The 18,220-nt window shown below is 71.3% G+C and carries 21 protein-coding genes; 16 read left to right on the forward strand and 5 right to left on the reverse strand.

Annotated elements, in window-relative coordinates; all coding sequences use genetic code 11:
* The first annotated feature begins 115 nt into the window (after window positions 1–115).
* Window positions 116–1,699: a glycoside hydrolase family 18 protein gene (locus tag BR98_RS27835; RefSeq protein ID WP_035848819.1), complete on the forward strand. Its 1,584-nt coding sequence runs from the start codon at window positions 116–118 to the stop codon at window positions 1,697–1,699.
* Window positions 1,700–1,872: 173 nt separating this feature from the next.
* The gene (locus BR98_RS27840) at window positions 1,873–3,192 is read left to right on the forward strand and encodes a glycosyltransferase 87 family protein (RefSeq protein ID WP_232247644.1); all 1,320 of its coding nucleotides are present in this window, start codon (window positions 1,873–1,875) and stop codon (window positions 3,190–3,192) included.
* Between the two features lie 129 nt (window positions 3,193–3,321).
* Here the strand turns inward: BR98_RS27840 and BR98_RS27845 are convergent, their stop codons facing one another.
* Complete coding sequence (locus tag BR98_RS27845) at window positions 3,322–3,738, reverse strand: SsgA family sporulation/cell division regulator (protein WP_035848822.1); 417 nt, start codon at window positions 3,736–3,738, stop codon at window positions 3,322–3,324.
* A 294-nt stretch (window positions 3,739–4,032) separates the two neighbouring features.
* Here BR98_RS27845 and BR98_RS42655 point away from each other — a divergent pair, with 294 nt between their 5' ends.
* The 10 genes from BR98_RS42655 to BR98_RS27905 all read left to right on the forward strand — a co-directional run bounded on the left by BR98_RS42655 (window position 4,033) and on the right by BR98_RS27905 (window position 12,090).
* Entirely contained in the window at window positions 4,033–5,202 is a 1,170-nt protein-coding gene (locus BR98_RS42655; protein WP_083977063.1) for an RDD family protein, read from the forward strand.
* A gap of 71 nt (window positions 5,203–5,273) precedes the next feature.
* On the forward strand, window positions 5,274–5,945 hold the full coding sequence (locus tag BR98_RS27855; protein WP_035848824.1) for an RDD family protein: 672 nt from the start codon (window positions 5,274–5,276) through the stop codon (window positions 5,943–5,945).
* Window positions 5,946–6,092: 147 nt separating this feature from the next.
* Complete coding sequence (locus BR98_RS27860; RefSeq protein WP_035854153.1) at window positions 6,093–6,776, forward strand: endonuclease V; 684 nt, start codon at window positions 6,093–6,095, stop codon at window positions 6,774–6,776.
* A gap of 282 nt (window positions 6,777–7,058) precedes the next feature.
* Complete coding sequence (locus BR98_RS27865; RefSeq protein ID WP_035848826.1) at window positions 7,059–7,637, forward strand: hypothetical protein; 579 nt, start codon at window positions 7,059–7,061, stop codon at window positions 7,635–7,637.
* Between the two features lie 55 nt (window positions 7,638–7,692).
* Window positions 7,693–9,138 carry a WXG100 family type VII secretion target gene (locus tag BR98_RS39705; RefSeq protein ID WP_157537956.1) on the forward strand — a complete coding sequence of 482 codons (1,446 nt, stop codon included), beginning with the start codon at window positions 7,693–7,695 and terminating at the stop codon, window positions 9,136–9,138.
* Between the two features lie 112 nt (window positions 9,139–9,250).
* Complete coding sequence (locus BR98_RS27885) at window positions 9,251–10,339, forward strand: S8 family serine peptidase (RefSeq protein ID WP_198042293.1); 1,089 nt, start codon at window positions 9,251–9,253, stop codon at window positions 10,337–10,339.
* Window positions 10,340–10,398: 59 nt separating this feature from the next.
* Window positions 10,399–10,788: an HIT family protein gene (locus BR98_RS27890; RefSeq protein ID WP_198042294.1), complete on the forward strand. Its 390-nt coding sequence runs from the start codon at window positions 10,399–10,401 to the stop codon at window positions 10,786–10,788.
* A 97-nt stretch (window positions 10,789–10,885) separates the two neighbouring features.
* Complete coding sequence (locus tag BR98_RS27895; protein WP_035848838.1) at window positions 10,886–11,131, forward strand: hypothetical protein; 246 nt, start codon at window positions 10,886–10,888, stop codon at window positions 11,129–11,131.
* A gap of 89 nt (window positions 11,132–11,220) precedes the next feature.
* Window positions 11,221–11,679 carry a hypothetical protein gene (locus BR98_RS27900; protein WP_157537957.1) on the forward strand — a complete coding sequence of 153 codons (459 nt, stop codon included), beginning with the start codon at window positions 11,221–11,223 and terminating at the stop codon, window positions 11,677–11,679.
* 33 nt (window positions 11,680–11,712) lie between these two features.
* On the forward strand, window positions 11,713–12,090 hold the full coding sequence (locus tag BR98_RS27905; RefSeq protein WP_035848841.1) for a VOC family protein: 378 nt from the start codon (window positions 11,713–11,715) through the stop codon (window positions 12,088–12,090).
* 45 nt (window positions 12,091–12,135) lie between these two features.
* On the opposite strand, the gene BR98_RS27910 is transcribed toward BR98_RS27905, so the two are convergent.
* Together BR98_RS27910 and BR98_RS27915 are read right to left on the reverse strand one after the other, a co-directional pair.
* Complete coding sequence (locus tag BR98_RS27910; RefSeq protein WP_035848843.1) at window positions 12,136–12,438, reverse strand: hypothetical protein; 303 nt, start codon at window positions 12,436–12,438, stop codon at window positions 12,136–12,138.
* 81 nt (window positions 12,439–12,519) lie between these two features.
* Window positions 12,520–13,032, reverse strand: coding sequence for a hypothetical protein (locus BR98_RS27915; RefSeq protein WP_051970278.1), 513 nt, complete (start codon window positions 13,030–13,032; stop codon window positions 12,520–12,522).
* A 292-nt stretch (window positions 13,033–13,324) separates the two neighbouring features.
* Here BR98_RS27915 and BR98_RS27920 point away from each other — a divergent pair, with 292 nt between their 5' ends.
* Entirely contained in the window at window positions 13,325–14,365 is a 1,041-nt protein-coding gene (locus tag BR98_RS27920; RefSeq protein ID WP_051970279.1) for a type IV toxin-antitoxin system AbiEi family antitoxin domain-containing protein, read from the forward strand.
* Window positions 14,366–14,471: 106 nt separating this feature from the next.
* Here BR98_RS27920 and BR98_RS27925 read toward each other — a convergent pair whose 3' ends face one another.
* Window positions 14,472–15,059: an isochorismatase family protein gene (locus BR98_RS27925; protein WP_035848852.1), complete on the reverse strand. Its 588-nt coding sequence runs from the start codon at window positions 15,057–15,059 to the stop codon at window positions 14,472–14,474.
* 122 nt (window positions 15,060–15,181) lie between these two features.
* Window positions 15,182–16,537 (reverse strand): nicotinate phosphoribosyltransferase, encoded by a 1,356-nt coding sequence (locus tag BR98_RS27930; RefSeq protein WP_035848859.1) that lies wholly within the window; start codon window positions 16,535–16,537, stop codon window positions 15,182–15,184.
* A gap of 191 nt (window positions 16,538–16,728) precedes the next feature.
* On the opposite strand from BR98_RS27930, the gene clpS reads away from it, so the two are divergent.
* The 3 genes from clpS (at window position 16,729) to BR98_RS27945 (ending at window position 18,156) form a co-directional block, all read left to right on the forward strand.
* Entirely contained in the window at window positions 16,729–17,022 is a 294-nt protein-coding gene (clpS, locus tag BR98_RS27935; RefSeq protein ID WP_035848862.1) for an ATP-dependent Clp protease adapter ClpS, read from the forward strand.
* A 40-nt stretch (window positions 17,023–17,062) separates the two neighbouring features.
* Entirely contained in the window at window positions 17,063–17,641 is a 579-nt protein-coding gene (locus tag BR98_RS27940; RefSeq protein WP_035848865.1) for a DUF2017 domain-containing protein, read from the forward strand.
* Window positions 17,642–17,733: 92 nt separating this feature from the next.
* The gene (locus BR98_RS27945; RefSeq protein WP_035848871.1) at window positions 17,734–18,156 is read left to right on the forward strand and encodes a Mov34/MPN/PAD-1 family protein; all 423 of its coding nucleotides are present in this window, start codon (window positions 17,734–17,736) and stop codon (window positions 18,154–18,156) included.
* The last annotated feature ends 64 nt before the right edge of the window (window positions 18,157–18,220 follow it).

The following is an 18,220-nucleotide window of genomic DNA, read 5'->3' on the forward strand; positions in this document are numbered from 1 at the left end:
GACGGCTACCCCTGTCTGAGCAGCCGTTTCACGGCCCCTCGGGGGCGCTAGCGTCGGCCGCGCCGGGAGTGAGGGCTCCCGGCACCCCTGACTGCTCATCCCCCGAGGAGCTCCGATGACGAACCAGACCACCCGCCGCGCGGGCCACCGCCGCCGCGGCCGCAAGGGCACCGTGATCGGGGCGAGCGCAGTGGCGGCAGCCGTTGTCGCGGGCGGGGTGGCGGTGCTCGCCTCCAGCGCCAGCGCGGCCTCGGTCGGCGCCGTCTACAGCCGCACCAGCACCTGGGACAGCGGCTACACCGGCCAGTACCTGATCAGCAACGGCAACAGCGCCGCGATCAACGACTGGACGCTGAGCTTCGACCTGCCGGCCGGGGCGAAGATCGACTCGCTCTGGAACGCCACCTTCACCACCAGCGGCCAGCGCGTCACGGTCAAGCCGGCGTCCTGGGACAAGACCATCGCGGCCGGCCAGAGCGTGGACGTCGGCTTCGTCGTGCAGGCCGCCGGCGCGGCCCAGGGCGAGCCCGCCAACTGCCTGATCAACAACGCCTCCTGCAAGGCCGGCGACGGCCCGACACCGGTCCCCTCCGGCCGCCCGACCGGCACGCCCACGGCGGCGCCCACCGCGATACCCACCAGCGCCGCGCCCTCGGCCCCGGCCACCAGCGCCAGGCCCAGCGCCTCGCCGACCAGCGCGAAGCCCACCCCGACGCCCTCCGCTTCGGCCACCGCGACCGCGACCCCGACGCCCGCGCCCGTGCCGGTCCCGGTCGGCGGCAAGGCCGTCTTCGCCCCGTACGTCGACACCTCGCTCTACCCCGCCTACGACCTGGTGGGCACCGCCAAGGCCGGCGGCGTGAAGAACTTCAACCTCGCCTTTGTCGTCTCCGGCGGCGGCTGCGTGCCGAAGTGGGGCGGCGTCAGCGACCTCGCCTCCGACGCGGTCGCGTCGCAGATCGGCGCGCTGCGCGGGATCGGCGGCGACGTCCGGGTCTCCTTCGGCGGCGCCAACGGCAGCGAACTGGCCACCGCCTGCTCCTCGGCGAGCGCGCTGGCCGGCGCCTACCAGCAGGCCGTCGACGCCTACGGGCTGACCAAGGTCGACTTCGACGTGGAGGGCGGCGCGCTCGCCGACACCGCCGCCAACACCCGCCGCGCCCAGGCCATCGCCCAGCTGCAGCAGACCGCCGCGAGCAAGGGCAAGGCGCTGGACGTCTCCTTCACGCTGCCGGCCCTGCCCAGCGGCCTGACCCAGGACGGCATCAACCTGGTGGCCGGCGCCAAGAGCGCCGGGGTGAAGATCGGCGCGGTCAACATCATGGCGATGGACTTCGGCGACGGCGTCGCGCCCAACCCGAACGGCAAGATGGGCAGCTACGCGATCGACGCCGCCACCGCCACCCAGGCCCAGGTCAAGAGCGTGCTCGGGCTGAACGACGCGGACGCCTGGGCCAAGGTCGCGGTCACCCCGATGATCGGCGTCAACGACGTCGCCACCGAGATCTTCACCGTCGCGGACGCCAAGCAGCTGGCCGCTTTCGCCGGCAGCAAGCACCTGGCCTGGCTGGCCATGTGGTCCGGCACCCGGGACAAGGCCTGCGACGGCGGCGCCAAGGCCTACGCCGACGCCACCTGCAGCAGCATCGTGCAGCAGCCGCTGGACTTCACCAAGGCGTTCGGCGCCTACACCGGCTGATCGCGCCGGTAGCCGGCTGCGGGGTCGAGTGGCAGCTTCCGTCCGGGGGCTGCCGCCCGACCCCTCCGGTATGGTCGATGGCTGGTCGACCGACCGGCGGGATGGAGCGGGCAGTGACAACGGTGCAACACGACCGGCGGACGGCGGGAACCGTCCCCGCGGCGCTCCGAACCGTGCGCGAAACCGCCCGCGAGGCGCGCCGGGCCGTGCGCGAGGCCCCCCGGCGGCAGCTGCGCAAAGCCGTCCTGATCGCGCTCGGCTCGCTGCTCTGCTACGCCGTGGTGCGCCACTTCATCGGCACCTCGATGGTCGACATGATCGTCTACCGGGCCGAGGGCGGCGCCGTGGCCCACGGCCACGACCTCTACGCACTGCGGGTCACCCAGTGGAACCTGCCCGCCACCTACCCGCCGTTCGCGGCCATGCTCTTCGTCCCGACCACCTGGTTCGCGGTCGGCTTCCTGCGGGTGGCGATCACCGCCGGGAACCTCGCGCTGCTCGGCCTGACCGCGCTGTTGGCGTTCCGACTGGTCGGCTGGCCCCGGCGGGAGCTGCGGCCGGCCGGGGTGGTGCTGGTCGCCGGCCTCGGCGTCTGGCTGGAGCCGGTCTTCACCACGCTGCGCTACGGCCAGATCAACCTGATCCTGATCTGCCTGGTGCTCTGGGACCTGACCACGCCCGACCACCGCCAGTGGAAGGGCATCGGGATCGGCATCGCCGCCGGCATGAAGCTCACCCCCGGCTTCTTCGCGGTCTACCTGCTGCTCACCGGCCGGATCCGGGCCGCCTTCGTGGCCGGCTTCACCTTCCTGGCCACCTTCGCGATCGGCGCCGCCGTGCTGCCCGACGCCACCTGGGGCTTCTGGACCAAGTACCTCTACGACTCCTCGCGGGTCGGCAAGACCGAGATCGTCGACAACCAGTCGCTGCGCGGCGTCCTCGCCCGGTTCCTGCACCACGCCAACCCCGGCAGCACCGCCACCCTGGCGGCCGGCCTGGTCGCCGTGACCGGTCTGGCGATCGCCGTCTGGACCTACCGCAGCTCCCGCTGGCTGCCCCGGGCCGAGGCCTGGGGCGTCTGCTGCGCGGCCGTCACCGCCCTGCTGATCTCGCCGATCAGCTGGACCCACCACTGGATCTGGTGCGTGCCGCTGCTGGTCCTGCTGGCCGCCGAAGCCTCGCACGAGCGGTCCCGCGCGGTGGAGGTGCGACGTCGGCGGTGGCGGGTGATCTTCTGGCTGACGGTGGTCGGGTTCTGCTCCTTCTCGATGTGGCTCGTGCCGCACAAGGGCATCACCAACCTGCAGATGAACCTCTTCAAGCAGCTCCCGGCCGGGATGTACCCGTGGATCGGGCTCTGCTTCCTGCTCGTCGCCGCGCTGCGGGTCCGGTCCCGGCGGCGAGCGGCCGGGCAGCCGCTGGTGCCGCGGCAGCAGGACTCGGTCGTGCCGGTGGAGGCCGTCGAGGTTGCGGGGCCCGTGCCGGTGCGCTGAGCGGGTCGGCGCGGGTGGGGCGGCCGGCGCGGGTGGGTGGGTCGGTTCGGGTGGGCGGCCCGGTTCAGGTGGGTGGCTCGGTTCGGGTGGGTGGGTGGGTGGGTGGCCGGCTTACGCGGGCGGCCCGGTTCAGGTGAGCAGCTCCGCCAGCGAGCCGTCCAGGTCGAGCACGTTCAGCTCGCTGCCCGGCGGCACCAGCCGGTGGCAGCGCTCCAGCCACGCCGCCACCACCGGCAGCGGCGCCTCGAGCAGCGCGTCGCCGCCCGGCGAGGTCAGGGCCAGGCAGAGCACGCTCCGCCGCCCGTCCCGGGTCGGCCAGATCCGCACGTCGCCCTGGCCGCACGGGCGGAAGGTGCCCTCCACCAGCAGCTCCCTGGCGAACACCCAGGTCACCGGGGTGCCGGTGTCCAGGTGGAAGGTGATGTGCACGGCGTACGGGTCGTGGCTGCCGTACGACAGGCGGGCCGGGACGGGGACGCTGCGCTCGGGGGAGAGCACAAGGCGGAGCTCGAGTTCGTGCTCCACCACGCTCGGGCGGCTGTCCATGGGTGCGGATCCTCTCGGTTGTCGTCGGCCCTGTGGGGCGGTTCAACCGAAGAGAGCGCGGTGGCGGCGGACTCTTACACGGGTTTGCGGGTCGGAGTTGTGAGCGTGCGGAACGGGGCGCGCGGTGAGGGCCCGCGCGCGGGTAGACCGCGCTGGTCAGCCAAGCGGGTCCGGGGATTCGCTGTCCCGGGAATCGACAAGTTCCGTCGCGCCGGACCGTTAAGGGCTACCCTTTGTGACTGCCCGGCGACGTGGCGTGCGCCCCGCCGGAGGCCCACAGGAGAGTAGATCTGCATGTCGGACCAGCCGTTGGTGGCCAGCGTGGACACGGCCGGGGCACCCGCGCCCGGCTACTACCCGGACCCGTCGGTGCCCGGTTTCGTCCGCTACTGGAACGGCGGCGCCTGGGTGCCCGGGACCAGCCGCCCCGCCCCCGCCGAGGGGGAGGTGCTGGCCCCGCCCCGGTTCGCCGCGCGGTCGGTCGGGGTGGGGGTCGGGGCGGGCGGGCGGTACATCCCGCCGCCTTCTGTGCCTTCTGCGCCTTCAGCCCCCGCTGCGGCCGTTGTGCCTTCAGCGCCCGCTGCTCCGGTCGGGTCGGTGGCTCCCGAGGTGGCCGAGGCCCCGCTCGTGGAGACCGGGCCGGTCTTTCTGGACGAGACCTCGGCCGGGGCGGTCTTCACCCGGGGGGAGGGGCTCGCGGCCGGGCCCTGGCAGGCGGATCCACGGGGGCTGCTGGAGACGGGGGCTGGGCCCCGGATGGTGTCCTGGGGGGCCGAGCTTGCGCCCGCTGTTCCGGTGCCGGTTCCTGCTCCCGTTGCTGCTCCCGTTCCTGCCGTCCCTGCCGTCCCTGAGAAGTCGGCCCCGTCGACTTCCGCGTCCACGCCTGTTCCTGTTCCTGCGCCTGCTGCTGTTCCGGCTCCGGCTCCGGCTCCCGTGCCCGCCCGCGCCCCGGCTCCGGTTCGGGCTGCCACGCGCCGGAAGCCCGCCGGTGCGCCTGCCCTCACCCGTGCGCGGCTCGGTCGACGGGCGCTCGCGCGACTGGTGGACAGCCTGGTGTTCGTCGCCGTCTCCGCCGCCGTCGCCGTCCCACTCGGCTCCGCCACCGCCGACTACCTGCAGCAGAAGCTCGACCGCGCCAGGACGGTCAGTCACCTGACCGGTCGTGAGGTCCAGGTCTGGCTGGTGGACGGCACCGTCGTCGGCCGGGCCGCCCTGCTGCTCGGAGCGCTCCTGCTGGCCGGCCTGCTCCTCGAGGTGCTTCCGACCACCCGGGGCGGCCGCACCATCGGCAAGCGGCTGCTCGGCCTGCGGGTGGTCGCCGCCGGCACCCGTCGCCCGCCGGGCCTGGGCCGCTCGCTGGTCCGTTGGCTGCTCGGCCAACTGCTGGTGCTCACCGTGCTCGGCCTCGCCGCTCTCGGCTCCTGGCCGGACCGGGTGGCCCGGACCAAGGTCGTGCGGATCTGAAACAGTGTCACCTCGGGCGAAACGGGTCAGATATCCGCAGAACATACGATTTGCGGTGATCTACTCTTCGCATGAGCAGCTACAACCCTTCGAGCCCTGAGCCGGAGGGGGGCGGCAAGCCCTCCTTCGACAAGCAGCCGCCCCAGTCGGGTCCGCCCTCGGACACGCCACCCCCGCCGCCCCCGACCGGCTCCCCGTACGACTCCAACGCCTACGGCGCCGCCCCCTACAACGGCTCGTACGGCGGCAGCCCCTACGGCGACAACCCGTACGGCGGCTCGCCCACCGGACAGCCGGGCGGCGGCCCCGAAGCCATCGCCGGCATGCCCCCGCTGGGCACCTGGCCGAGCCGCATCCTGGCCCGACTGATCGATTACGTGATCATCCAGGTGATCGCTTTCGTCCTGGTCCTCCCGTTCACCGGCTTCGGCAGCCGGAACGGCTGGACCGGCGGCGTCTGGCTCTACTACGGCCTGTACCTGATCTACGAGGGCGTCATGCTCTCCCGCGACGGTCAGACGCTCGGCAAGAAGGCGATGAACGTCCGGGTCGCGATGCTCGCCGACGGCAGCAGCCCCACCGGCTCCGCCGCCTGGACCCGCGCCGCCGTCTACACCCTGCCCGCGGTGCTCTGCTGCGGCCTGTGGTGGGTGGCCGACGGTGTCTTCGGCGTCTTCGACAAGCCGTACCGGCAGTGCATCCACGACAAGTCGGCGAAGACCGTGGTGGTCTCCACCCGGTGACGGCTCGGCGGCTGATGGTTCGGCCGGTGACGGTTCGGCATGTGATGGTGTGGTCTGTGACGGTTCGGCAGGTGCGCGGGCCGCGTCGGCGGGAGGTGCCGCTAGCGTGGCCCGCGTCGCTGTCTGCCACTGCTGGGGGAACCCGTGATCACGCCCGTCGACCTGTCCGCCTGGCCGACCACCGAAGAGGCCGCCCTCGCCGAGCAGCAACGCCTGCGCCCGCTGGTCGAGCCGTCCGGCCCCGCGCCCGCCGCCGGTGCGCTGATCGCCGGCGTCGACGTGGCGTACGACGACGAACGGGACGTGGTCGCGGCGGCGGCCGTCCTGCTGGACCTCGACACGCTGTCGGTGGTCGAGGAGTCCACCGCAGTGGGCCGCGTCCCCTTTCCCTACATCCCCGGCCTGCTGGCGTTCCGTGAGATCCCCGCGGTGGTCGACGCCCTCTCCCGCCTGACCCGCCGCCCCTCCCTCGTGGTCTGCGACGGCTACGGCCTCGCCCACCCCCGCCGCCTCGGCCTGGCCAGCCACCTCGGCGTCCTCACCGGCCTGCCCACCATCGGCGTCGCCAAGACCCCGTTCACCTTCTCCGCCACGCCCCCCGCCGCCGAGCGCGGCGCCTCCTCGCCGCTGACGGACCCCGCCACCAGCGAGGAAGTCGGCCGCGCCCTGCGCACCCGGACCGGGGTGAAACCGGTCTTCGTCTCGGTCGGTCACCGAATCGGCCTCCCCGAAGCGGTGAACACCGTCCTCGCGTTGACCCCGAAGTACCGCCTGCCGGAAACGACGAGGCTCGCCGATTCGCTGTGCCGGCGGGCGCTCGGGGCGGTTTAGGGTGACCGGGGGCGGAGGCTCGACCAACTGCCTGACCAAGTGCCCGACCAAGTGCCCGACCAAGTGCCTGACCAACTGAAGCTCAGACGGTAACAACAGATGGTGAAGTTACCGGTGTGTCCCGAACGGTCGTACGGGGACGGGCGGTGTTGGACAGGGGGGCTTGGCGGCCAGTTGAATACTTGGCAGGCTTGAGCAGTTCACGCCGGTTGGACAATACGGGGGAGGCGCGGCGTCTTGGCGGACAAGGGAACAAGCACGGGTACTGGCTACAAGGTCGAGGTGGACAACCTTCGGGCCTTCGCCGGGCAGGTGCGCGGCCTGCTGTCCGAGTTCCAGGAGAGCGCGGACGGTCCCACCACGCACACCAAGTCCGGTGTCGGGCGCGGCTCGTTCGGCGAGTTCGCGGAGGCGACCGCACTGCACGACCAGTACGACATGATGCGCGACGGCCTGCGCGACGTCCTCACCGCCCTGCACGGGGCGATCGACGAGGCACAGCGCAAGGCCGACCTGACCGCCACCAACTACGAGGAGCAGGAGCAGCACACCAAGCAGCGCCTGAAGGTGACTTCGGACGGCTGGTCGGTCGCTTCGCCCGTCACCTACGGCGCAGCAGCGGCGGGCATGGTGACCGGGGCGAGCGCCGGGCGCTCGGTGGCGAGCCGGGCGGCTGTGAAGAACGCGGGCCAGGACCGTCCGACGGATGTCGACGCGGCGACGGGCGCGCCAATGGCTGGCCCTGCTGGTGGCCCGGTAACCGCCGTCCCGGGAGCGGCCGGCAAGGGCAACTCCGCGCGCCCCGAGCCCGGGGGCGGGGCCGGCCCGGGCAAGGGCGGGGTGGAGCAGCCGACATGGTGATCCGTCAGGGAATCGGTGGCGTAATCAGTGGGGGAGTGAGCAGGGGAGTGCGAGCGTGAGCGGCGAGGTCACCGACTTCAACAAGTACAGCCACGGCACGCTGCGGTCGATGGTCGAGGCGCTCAACTCGGGTGACGTGATGTCCGCCAGCGACCCCTGGCGGCGTGCCTCCGACGTCCTCAAGCAGATCCGCACCGCGCTCAACACGGCCTCCGGCGACGCCACATCGACCTGGGAAGGCAGCAGCAGCGACGCCTTCTACGAGTCGATGACAAAGCTCGCCAACAGCGTCAACAACACCGCCGCGTACGCCAACGACGCCGCCAACACGCTGAAGATGATGTCCGAGGCGATCGACCAGGCGAAGCACGACATGCCCGAGGAACCCGGCTTCTGGGACAAGCTGGGCAACGCGATCTCCGACACCGCGCAGAACGCGGTGGGCGTGCAGGACGACAGCACACAGATCCCGATCGCGGACCAGCGCAAGACACAGGCGGTTGCGGTGATGCAGACGCTGGCGAACAAGTACCGGGCGGCTACACCGGTGCTGAAGCCGCCGCCGTCGCCGAACATTGACAACTCCGAGGTCCCGCCGCCGGACCCGACGGCGTCAGCGGCTTTGAGTGCCTTCGTCCTGGGATCTGGGCTTGGTGCCATGGGCGGCTACACGACCGCGCCGGAGGCCGTTTCGGCTGTTCCGCGAGCGAGTGGCAGCGGCAGCAGTGCACCTGTTGACTCGCCTCGGCAGCGGACCACGCGTTCGGTTGCCGCCACCGATTCCGGGATCACAGGCGGCGTGGCGAATGTCAGCCCGAAGGCTCCGCAAGGTACGGCGGTCGGTGCGCTGCGAAGTCCCGGAGAGGAGACGCCAAGTCCTGTCGGCCAAGCACCTGTTCCAGGAAGTGGAACCAGCCTGGACGGCATCACCATCACTGGCTCTAAGCCGTCCGTGGCGAGTGGCGGTGGAGTGCTGGGCACCACTCCCGTGAGCGGGCGCGCGACCAACGGCGGTGTTCCGGTGAGTTTCGGCGGCGTGGTCGGTCGTGGCACACCTGGAGGCGCTCGTCCCTCAGGCGGAGCATTCACCGGCGAGGCCGAGCCGGGTACTTCCGGCGGCCGGCGGCCCGGTGCGAATGGAGACCTCTTCGCCGGCGAAAGTGGCGAAGCATCAAGTGGGCGTGGCACTGGCGTTGCCCGCAGGGGCGCGGCTCGCCGCAGCCCGGGTGTGATCGGCGAGGGCGAGGGCGAGGTCGTAGGGCGTTCCGGCGGCGGCACACGGAAGGCGTTCACCGAAGGCGGTAGCGGGATCGGCGCCAGGGGGCGTGCGCAGGCCGAGTACGGCGGTGCCTCGCCGGAGGAGCCTGCCGGCTTCCTGCCCGGAAGCCCGCAGGAGACGCGGCGCAAGAAGAAGCGGAAGGGCGAGCGGGCCGACTACCTGGTGGAGGACGAGGAGACCTGGGTGTCGGGTGAGGCGGTCAATCCGGACGTGGTGGAATGAGTCGCTGACGTCTAGGAGTGGGAGATCAGGCATGGCGGGTAGGCGGCCGGCGCGGGGCGTGGCCGCCCTCGCAGCGGGGGCGTTGGTGTGGGGACTGGCAACTGGGCCTGCGGTGGCCGACAACATCCGGGATCAGCAGTGGGCTCTGCAGGCGTATGAGGCGACGACCAAGGTTTGGCCGATCAGCCAGGGCGACGGCGTGACCGTCGCGGTTATGGACACAGGGGTCCTGGCAGACCATCAGGATCTCAGCGGGCAGGTACTTTCTGGAGCTGACTTCACAGGTGACGGTACTAACGGCACGAAGGATCAGCTGGGGCACGGTACCGGGATGGCGAGCCTGATTGCAGGGCATGGCCATGGGGATCAGGCCGGTGTGATGGGCCTCGCGCCCAGGGCAAGGATCCTTCCTCTGCGGGTCGGACTTCGTGACGCCGATGTGGTCGCTGCCGGTCCCGATCTCAAGTTCTCTGAAGCCATGCATTACGCGGTGGATCACGGTGCGAAGGTCGTGAGCATGTCCTTTGCGGGCGCGTTGCGGACCGACCGGGATGCGCGGGCGGCCGTGGACTACGCGGTCTCACATGATGTCGTGCTGGTCGCAGGCACTGGCAACCTCGGCTCGGTCGTCTCCTATCCCGCATCCTTCCCCGGAGTGGTCGCAGTTGGTGCGATCGATCGGCAGGGCAACGTCTGGGACAAGTCCAACTACGGCCCGGAGACGACCTTGGTTGCCCCCGGCGTCGGCATCTACAGCGCGGGCAACAAGTCCACCACCGACTACCGCTACGCCAGCGGCACCTCCGACGCCACCGCCTACGTCTCCGCCATCGCCGCCCTGGTGCGCTCCAAGTACCCGTCCCTCTCTGCGGGGCAGGTGATTCGGCGCATGATCACCACGGCTGCCGCGCCTCCGGACAAGAGCGCCGTTCCCAACGACCGCTACGGCTACGGCATCGCTTCCCCGTCCAAGTCGCTCGCCCCCAACCCCGCTGTCGACAACGGTCCACGGGACAACCCGCTGCTCACCCGGGTCGAGTCCCAGGGGGCGCCCGAGTCCGCCTCGCCCGCTCCGGTGCCGCAGGCGACCGGCAAGAAGGATGACGGCTTGCCGGTCGGGGTGCTTTACGGGGCTGCGGCCGTCCTCGTGCTGCTGATCGGCGCCGGGTTGGCCTTTCTCATTCGCAGGGGGCGGGCGTGACCTGTTTCAGCTGCGGGCACACGGCGCAGATCCCCGATCTTCCGCCGCGCGAGTTGATCGTGGCGGACGAGTACTGGCGGGTGGCGCACTCCTTCAATTCGGCGCTGCTCGGGTGGTTGGTGCTGATTCCGCGTCGGCATGTGACGACGATCGCCGAGTTGACGGACGAGGAGGCGGCGAGCCTGGGTGGGTGGCAGGTCCGCCTGTCCCGTGCGCTCACCGAGGTGACGGGGTGCGCCAAGACCTACCTGGCCCAGTTCTCCGAGGCGCCCGGCTTCGGTCATCTGCACTTCCACCTGGTGCCGCGCCCACCCGAGTTCGCCGAACACCTGCGTGGGCCGGGCGTTTTCAGCCTGCTGGCGGGCGAGGAAAGCCAGTCTGAGGCGGCCCAGGACGAGATCGCTCTGCGGCTGCGTGAACGGCTCGACGGGCTGATCAGATCCAGCTGACCCGGTACGGCGTCTCAGACCTGAGTATTCGTACGGATGCTTACGCCTTGCTCAGTGACGTAACCTTACTGGCCGTAACGATGCCGGGAGGGCCAGAGTGGCTGACATCAGCGTGAACGGGGCGGAGTTGAGGGCGTCGGCGGGACTGGCGCGGGGGATCGTGGAAGACCTGGCGAAGTCGGTGGCATCGGCGGTGACGGCGGCGTCCACGGCGGTGGGACAGTTGGCGGGCTGGTCGGTGGCCGGCGGCGTGCAGGGCCTGGCGGACACCGTGACCAGCCTGGGGCCCACGGCCCAGCAAGACGAACAGTGGGCCGCCGATCGAAGGAAACCCTTCCCGTGACTCTGCCTCACAGCCGTCTCACCAGTCCGTCCAGGACGCTCCGGCAGGTCCTTGCTACCGGTGTTCTGGTCGCGACCCTCGGAGCGTGCATGTCCACCGGATCCGGCAAGGACGATCCCTTGCCCGTCAAGGCGAAGAGCGAAACCCAGGCCTGGGCGCAGCGTATGACCGAGCACATGGCCCGGGCCGCCGGCATTCAGACAGACCCGACAAGCGTCAAGGCACTCTTCACCGGCTGCGAGGGCCGTAACGGCGAGAGCGCCCCTGACGACCGGTACTACCTGATGTACACCGTCTTCAGCGCCGTACCACAGAACCAGCACCCTGAAGTCGTCCGTAAGATCCGCGACATGGCGGAGAAGGAGGGCCTCACCATCTCGGTCTATCAGGAGACCGGCTCTGATGGAAAGGTAGACGCCGTCGTCAGCGCCAACCACACCAGTGACTACAACCTCCGCGCCTCCACTGCAGGCGACGTGGACCGCATGTACCTGAGCGTCACCAGCCCCTGCCTCATGCCACCCGCCACCGCCGCCACCACTCCCTGAGCTCAGCGGACGGACGCGGGTAGGGTCGGCGGCATGAGTGAGAACTTCTTCGCAGGCCTGCACCATGTCCAGTTGGCCGTTCCGCCGGGGGCTGAGCCGCTCTGCCGTGAGTTCTGGGGCGGGGTGCTCGGGATGACCGAACTGGCCAAGCCGGCGGTGTTGGCGGCGCGGGGTGGTTGCTGGTTCCGGGGTGGTGGGCTGGAGGTGCATCTGGGGGTGGAGGCAGAGTTCGCGCCGGCCCGCAAGGCGCACCCGGGCATCCTGGTGAACGGGCTGCGTGCGCTGGCCGAGCGGTTGGAGGCCAATGGCCACCCGGTGCAGTGGGACGGGGAGTTCCCGGGGCACGACCGGTTCTATGCCTTCGACAAGGTGGGTAACCGCCTGGAGTTCCTTGAGCCGCACCAGAGCTGAGGTTCCCCCGTTAGTGGAGCCTCGGTGGGGAGCGGGTCGGTTGGCTCAGACGAGCAGTTCGCGAGCCTCCAGGTAGGTGCGGACCACCGCCATGCCGTAGACCGGTTGGATCAGTTGCTGACCTTTGAAGAACGGCCGGGCGGGGGCGAATCCGGCCGCGACGAGCAGTTCGCGGATCTCCGCTATCTCCGCTTCGCTGCGCGCGGTGAAGCGGACCTCCCAGCCCTTCTTGTACGCCGCACCCCGCTCGCCGGCCCGGCGGGCGGGGTCGGGCCGCCGGACGTAGCCGGGCAGCCGGCCCAGGCGCAGCTGGGCCGCGCTCAGACCTGATGTTTCGTCATATGGCATGTCCTGATGGTAGGCAATGCCTGTGGGTGGCTCGGGCGGAGGGAGCCATCCCGGCGAGTGGCCCGGGTCACACCGGGGTCGTCACCGTGCCGCGGCCTCGCGGGAGGCGGCCAGGGCGCGCAGCGCGGTGCGCTGGCTGAAGGCGAGCAGGCCGACCGTCACGGCGCCCATCACCACGGCGTAGACCAGGTGCGCGGCCATGGTGGTGACCTCGACGCCGACCGCGCTGAGCGCGAAGTGGCTGCCGAACCGCAGGGCGAGCAGGCCGATGGCCACCTTGCGGGTCTCCTTGCCGCGCCAGAGCGCCTTGGCCAGCTTGAGGCGCTTGCGCAGCACGGTGAAGGAGAGCGTGATATTGGTGATGACCAGCAGCACCAGTACCGGCCAGGCGCTGGGGAAGGCCTTGAGCAGGTCGAAGGCGCAGGCGAAGACGGCCTCGAAGCCGAAGAACCAGATCGGCAGGCGCAGTTCCTCGATGGGTTCGGTGAAGGCGGCGAGCCCCTTGGGCTTCTCAACCGCTTCGCCCGCAACCGCCTCGGTAGCGACTGCCTCGGTAGCGACTGCTTCAGCGGCGACTGCCTCGTTCACGCTCATGTTTCCCCCGTCGGTCCGGCCTCGCGATTCTCGCCCCGCCGGTGAGCACGATTCTGCCGGTTCGCCGGGCGCCGCCGGCAGGTGATCCGGTCACCAGTGCGGGATGACGGATGTCATGGCCGGCCCGTGGGCATCACCTGCTGACCGCTTCTGCAAGCACTTTGAGTCCAATTACTCCGAATGAGTGAGGGTATGGCGACTTTAGTGCGGGGCTGTCCCGATTTGACGACGGTTCCGTAACGGTGCGTCAGGTTGCGACTGCGGCGACCGGGTGACGGGGGAGGGTTGTCGCATGAGCTACCAGATCCCCTCCTCCGCCCCCTCGCTCGAAGAGCTGGCCCGTCGCCAGCAGAACGTGATCACGGCAAGTCAGCTGCGCGCCAGGGGAGTTCCGTCCCGGGTGGTCAGTGAGCACTGCCGTCGCGGTGGCCCCTGGCAGCGGCTGCTGCCCAGGGTCTACCTGCTGCAGACCGGCACCCCGACCCCCGAGCAGCGGATGTGGGCCGCGTTGCTCTATGCGGCGCAGAACGGTCGCGAGGAGGGCCGCCGGGACGGCGCGGTGATCACCGGTGCGGCCGCGCTCGCGCTGTACGGCTTCGCCGCCGTGCCGAGGCTGCCGGCCGTCACCGGGGTGCAGGTGCTGGTGCCCCGGCAGCGCCGGCTGCGGGATGTCGGCGAGGTGCGGATCCAGCGCACCGCTCGGGAGTTGGAGGCCCGTGAGGTGCACGGGCTGGCCTGCGCGCCGGTCGGTCGGGCAGTGGCGGACGCGCTGCGCGAGTGGACCGAGGGCGGTGCACTGGACTCGGGGGTGCTCGGTCCGCGGCTGCTGCGCTCGGTGCTGCGGGAGGCGGTCGCCGCGACCGGCCCGGACGGGCGGCGGGCCTGCACGCCGGCCGAGCTGATCGCGGAACTGCGCGAGGCGCAGCTGGTCGAGATGCCCAGGATCCGCGCCGCGCTGGACGAACTGCTGGCCGCCGAACGCCAGTTCGTGCTCGGTCAGCTGCTGGAGCTGGCCGCCGCCGAGCAGCTGCCGGCCCCGCTGGTCGGCCCGGAGCTGCGGATGCGCGGCGGCACCTTCGTGGCGGTGCCCGACCTGTACTGGCCGCAGGCGGCGGTCGCGGTCGAGGTGGACTCCGCGGTGCGCTGCGTCAGCGAGGGCGAGGCGGCCTGGCTGCGGGCCGGCCAGCACCGGATGGAGTACCTGGGGGTGCGGGTGGTGTACCTGGACGCCGACCGGGTGGCCACCGAGCCCGCCGCGGTGAGCGAGGAGCTGCGGCAGGCCTTCCTGGCCGGCGGCGCGGACGTGGTGGAGCTGCTGTGTCCCCAGGACTGAGCCGCCCAGGACTGCCCTCAGGACTGACCCGCCCAGGACCGCCCTCAGGACTGCCCCCCAGGACTGACCCGCCCAGGATTGCCCCCCAGGAGTAGCGGCGCCGGGACTACCCCAGGACCGGCTCCCCGGCCAGCTCCACCCCGGCCTCGCGCAGCTGTTCCAGCGCGGCGGCGGTGGTCGCCGGCGCGACGCCCGCCGTCAGGTCGAGCAGCACCCGGGTGGCGAACCCCTCCCGTACCGCGTCCAGCGCGGTGGCCCGCACGCAGTGGTCGGTGGCGATGCCGACCAGGTCCACGGCCTGTACCGAGCGCTCGCGCAGCCAGTCCGCGAGCGTGCTGCCGTTCTCGTCGAAGCCCTCGAAGCCGCTGTACGCCGCCGCGTGCGCGCCCTTGTCGAAGACCGCCTCGATCGCACCGGAGGTCACCGAGGGCGCGAAGTTCGGGTGGAAGCCCACCCCCTCGGTGCCGGCCACGCAGTGCGGCGGCCAGCTGTCGACGAAGTCCGGCTCGGCGGAGAAGTGCGCACCGGGGTCCAGGTGGTGGTCCCGGGTGGCCAGGATGTGCGGGTACTCGTCCCGGTGGGTGGCGATGAATTCGGTGATGGCCGCCGCCACCTCGGAACCGCCGGCGACGGGGAGGCTGCCGCCCTCGCAGAAGTCGTTCTGCACATCGATGACGATCAGGGCCCGGTGCATGGCTTGCTTCCTCGCTGGCGAATCGGGTGGCGGTCGGAGTGTGGCCACTCTAGGGAGTGGCGCCGATGGGTGGAAGGGGCGACACCGGCAGAGCCGGGGCCTTGCCGGGGTGAGAGCAGGGCCTAGTGGATCAGCAGCTCGGTGCCGATCACCGGCTCGCCCTTGGACAGCTGGGTGGCCGAGAGGGGCAGCGCGGCGCGGGCCTGCTGGTGGCGGGTGCGGGCGGCCTCGAGCGGTTCGCGTCCGACCACCTCGCCGCCCTTGACCAACGGGACGTGCAGGCTGAACGGCGCGAGCTCGGCGGGGATCGGCCCGGTGCCGACCACCTCGGCCTCGGCCACCCCGTCGGCGTCCGGCCGCCGGGCCGCCCACTTGCGTCCGCCGACGCTGCTCTTGGCGCCGGCCGAGCGCTTGGCCACCGGCACCAGCGGGGCGTCCGGGTCGGCCGAGGCGGCCCGGGCGACCAGCTTGTAGACCATCGCGCAGGTCGGGTAGCCGCTGCCGGTGACCAGGCTGGTGCCGACCCCGTAGCCGTCCACGGGGGCGGCGGCGAGCGCGGCGATGGCGTACTCGTCCAGGTCCGAGGTGACGATGATCCGGGTGTCCCGGGCGCCCAGCTCGTCCAGCTGGCGGCGGACCCGGTGGGCGAGCAGGGTGAGGTCGCCGGAGTCGATCCGGACCGCGCCCAGCGCGGGCCCGGCCACCTCGACGGCGGTGCGCACCGCCTCGGCCAGGTCGTAGGTGTCCACCAGCAGGGTGGTGCCGGTGCCCATCGAGGCGATCTGCGCGGTGAAGGCGTCCTTCTCGCTGTCGTGCAGCAGGGTGAAGGCGTGCGCGGCGGTGCCGGTGGTCGGGATGCCGTGCGCGAAGCCGGCCTGCAGGTCGGAGGTGGCCGCGAAGCCCGCGATGTAGGCCGCCCGGGCGGCCGCCACGGCGGCGCTCTCGTGGGCCCGCCGGGCGCCCATCTCGATGCACGGCCGCTCCCCTGCGGCGGCCGTCATCCGGGAGGCGGCGGCGGCGATCGCGGAGTCGTAGTTGAGGATCGACAGGATCACCGTCTCCAGGATCACCGCCTCGGCGAAGCTGCCCTCCACGGTGAGCAGCGGGGAGCCGGGGAAGTAGACCTGGCCCTCCGGGTAGCCGTGGATGTCGCCGGAGAAGCGGTAGTCGGCCAGCCAGTTCAGGGTGGTCTCGTCCACCACGCGCTGGTCGGCCAGCCAGTCCAACTGGTCCGTGCCGAAGCGGAAGTTCTGCACTGCGTCGAGTACCCGGCCGGTGCCGGCCAGGACTCCGTAGCGACGGCCGTCGGGCAGTCGCCGGGTGAAGACCTCGAAGACCGAGCGGCGGTGGGCAGCGCCGCTGCGCAGCGCCGCCTGCAGCATGGTCAGCTCGTAGCGGTCGGTGAGCAGCGCGGTCGAACCGGCTGCCGACTCGGTGGGCGCGGCGGACCGCGCCGCCGCGAATGCCTGGGCGTCCATGAGGATGATGCTACTACCACTTAACGTCAGTTTGACGATTTCCCGGGATGAACACAGGTGAACAGTCGGGTCGGAATCGCTCCGAGGTCCCCCGGATGGCAGCATGGGAGGTCAGAGGAGCCATGCCGGGCCGGGCCCAGACCCCGGCCGCGGGATCCCACCGAGTCGTCCCCCGTGAGGAGAAGCCAGCCGTGAGTGTCGCGCCGGCCGAGATCGAACGCCCCGAGGCCGAGAGCCTCCCGGTGGCGGAGCCGGACACTCCGTGGGTGACGATCGTCCACAACGATCCGGTCAACCTCATGAGTTATGTCCTCTACGTGTTCCAGGCCTACTTCGGCTACCCGAAGGAGAAGGCCCGCAAGTTGATGATGGACGTCCACACCCGCGGCCGCGCGGTGGTCTCCAGCGGCACCCGCGAGGAGATGGAACGCGACGTCCAGGCCATGCACGGCTACGGCCTGTGGGCCACCCTGCAGCACGACTGATCACTCGACAGATACGCGAACCGGGACGGTTGTCAGACATATGGCTGGGTTGTTCGAGCAGACCGGCGACGGCGGAGCGGCGATCGCGCTGGAGGAGGTGGAGGCGGCGATCCTGCGCTCGCTCGAAGTGCAGATGCTGGAGTTGATCGGGCCCGGGCCCGGCAGCAGCGAGGGCGAGGACCCGCTGGCCGCGCTCTTCGCCGAGGGCCCCTCCGAGGCGCCGGCCGACCCCGCGCTGGCCCGCCTCTTCCCCGACGCCTACGGCGAGCCGGGCCAGCCGGTGGACGGCGAGACCAAGGCCTTCGCCGGGGAGTTCCGCCGCTACACCGAACTCGACCTGCGGGCCCGCAAGCGCGAGGACGCGCTGCTGGTGGTCCGCTCGCTGGACACCCTCGGGGACGGCGGCGGGGTGCTGCGGCCCAGCGCCGAGGAGTGCCCGCGCTGGCTCGGCGCACTCAACGACCTGCGGCTCACCCTCGGCGTGCGACTGGACGTCACCGAGGAGGACGAGCAGGGCCTGTACGACCTGCCGGACACCGACGACCGCAAGCCGCTGGTGATGGCCTACCTCTGGCTGGGCGCGATGCAGGAGTCGCTGCTGGAGGCGATGACCGGCTGACGGAGGCCCGGTCGACCGACCGGCGGACGGCCGGCCGACCGGTTGACGGACGGCCCGGCCGGGCCCGAGGCGGCTGCCCCTATCCTGGCCGCATGCTGACCATCTCCCGAGAGCTGCACGACGCGATCGTCGCCCACGCCCGCGCCGACCACCCGGACGAGGCCTGCGGCGTCGTCGCCGGCCCGGCCGGCAGCGACCGCCCGGAGCGCTTCATCCCGATGCTGAACGCGGCCCGCTCGCCCACCTTCTACGAGTTCGACTCGGCGGACCTGCTCAAGCTCTACCGCGAGCTGGACGACCGGGACGAGGAACCGGTGATCGTCTACCACTCGCACACCGCGACCGAGGCCTACCCCTCGCGGACCGACGTGAGCTACGCCTCCGAGCCCAACGCGCACTACGTGCTGGTCTCCACCGCCGAGGGCAACGGCAGCGAGGACCCGTTCCAGTTCCGCTCGTTCCGCATCGTGGATGGCGTGATCAGCGAGGAAGACGTGCAGGTCGTCGAGGCCTGACCGGGTGGCCCGCCACCAGTGGTGGCGGGCAGTCCCGTTTCCGTCGAATCTCACAGGGCGACAC

Source organism: Kitasatospora azatica KCTC 9699, assembly GCF_000744785.1.
GTDB classification, from domain to species: domain Bacteria; phylum Actinomycetota; class Actinomycetes; order Streptomycetales; family Streptomycetaceae; genus Kitasatospora; species Kitasatospora azatica.

Bases quoted from the DNA above. Each gene is read 5' to 3' on its own strand.
- BR98_RS27835 (WP_035848819.1), top strand. From the start codon at position 116: ATGACGAACCAGACCACCCGCCGCGCGGGCCACCGCCGCCGCGGCCGC.
- BR98_RS27845 (WP_035848822.1), bottom strand. From the start codon at position 3,738: ATGGACAGCCGCCCGAGCGTGGTGGAGCACGAACTCGAGCTCCGCCTT.
- BR98_RS42655 (WP_083977063.1), top strand. From the start codon at position 4,033: ATGTCGGACCAGCCGTTGGTGGCCAGCGTGGACACGGCCGGGGCACCC.
- BR98_RS27855 (WP_035848824.1), top strand. From the start codon at position 5,274: ATGAGCAGCTACAACCCTTCGAGCCCTGAGCCGGAGGGGGGCGGCAAG.
- BR98_RS27900 (WP_157537957.1), top strand. From the start codon at position 11,221: ATGTCCACCGGATCCGGCAAGGACGATCCCTTGCCCGTCAAGGCGAAG.
- BR98_RS27905 (WP_035848841.1), top strand. From the start codon at position 11,713: ATGAGTGAGAACTTCTTCGCAGGCCTGCACCATGTCCAGTTGGCCGTT.
- BR98_RS27910 (WP_035848843.1), bottom strand. From the start codon at position 12,438: ATGCCATATGACGAAACATCAGGTCTGAGCGCGGCCCAGCTGCGCCTG.
- BR98_RS27915 (WP_051970278.1), bottom strand. From the start codon at position 13,032: ATGAGCGTGAACGAGGCAGTCGCCGCTGAAGCAGTCGCTACCGAGGCA.
- BR98_RS27920 (WP_051970279.1), top strand. From the start codon at position 13,325: ATGAGCTACCAGATCCCCTCCTCCGCCCCCTCGCTCGAAGAGCTGGCC.
- BR98_RS27925 (WP_035848852.1), bottom strand. From the start codon at position 15,059: ATGCACCGGGCCCTGATCGTCATCGATGTGCAGAACGACTTCTGCGAG.
- BR98_RS27930 (WP_035848859.1), bottom strand. From the start codon at position 16,537: ATGGACGCCCAGGCATTCGCGGCGGCGCGGTCCGCCGCGCCCACCGAG.
- BR98_RS27940 (WP_035848865.1), top strand. From the start codon at position 17,063: ATGGCTGGGTTGTTCGAGCAGACCGGCGACGGCGGAGCGGCGATCGCG.
- BR98_RS27945 (WP_035848871.1), top strand. From the start codon at position 17,734: ATGCTGACCATCTCCCGAGAGCTGCACGACGCGATCGTCGCCCACGCC.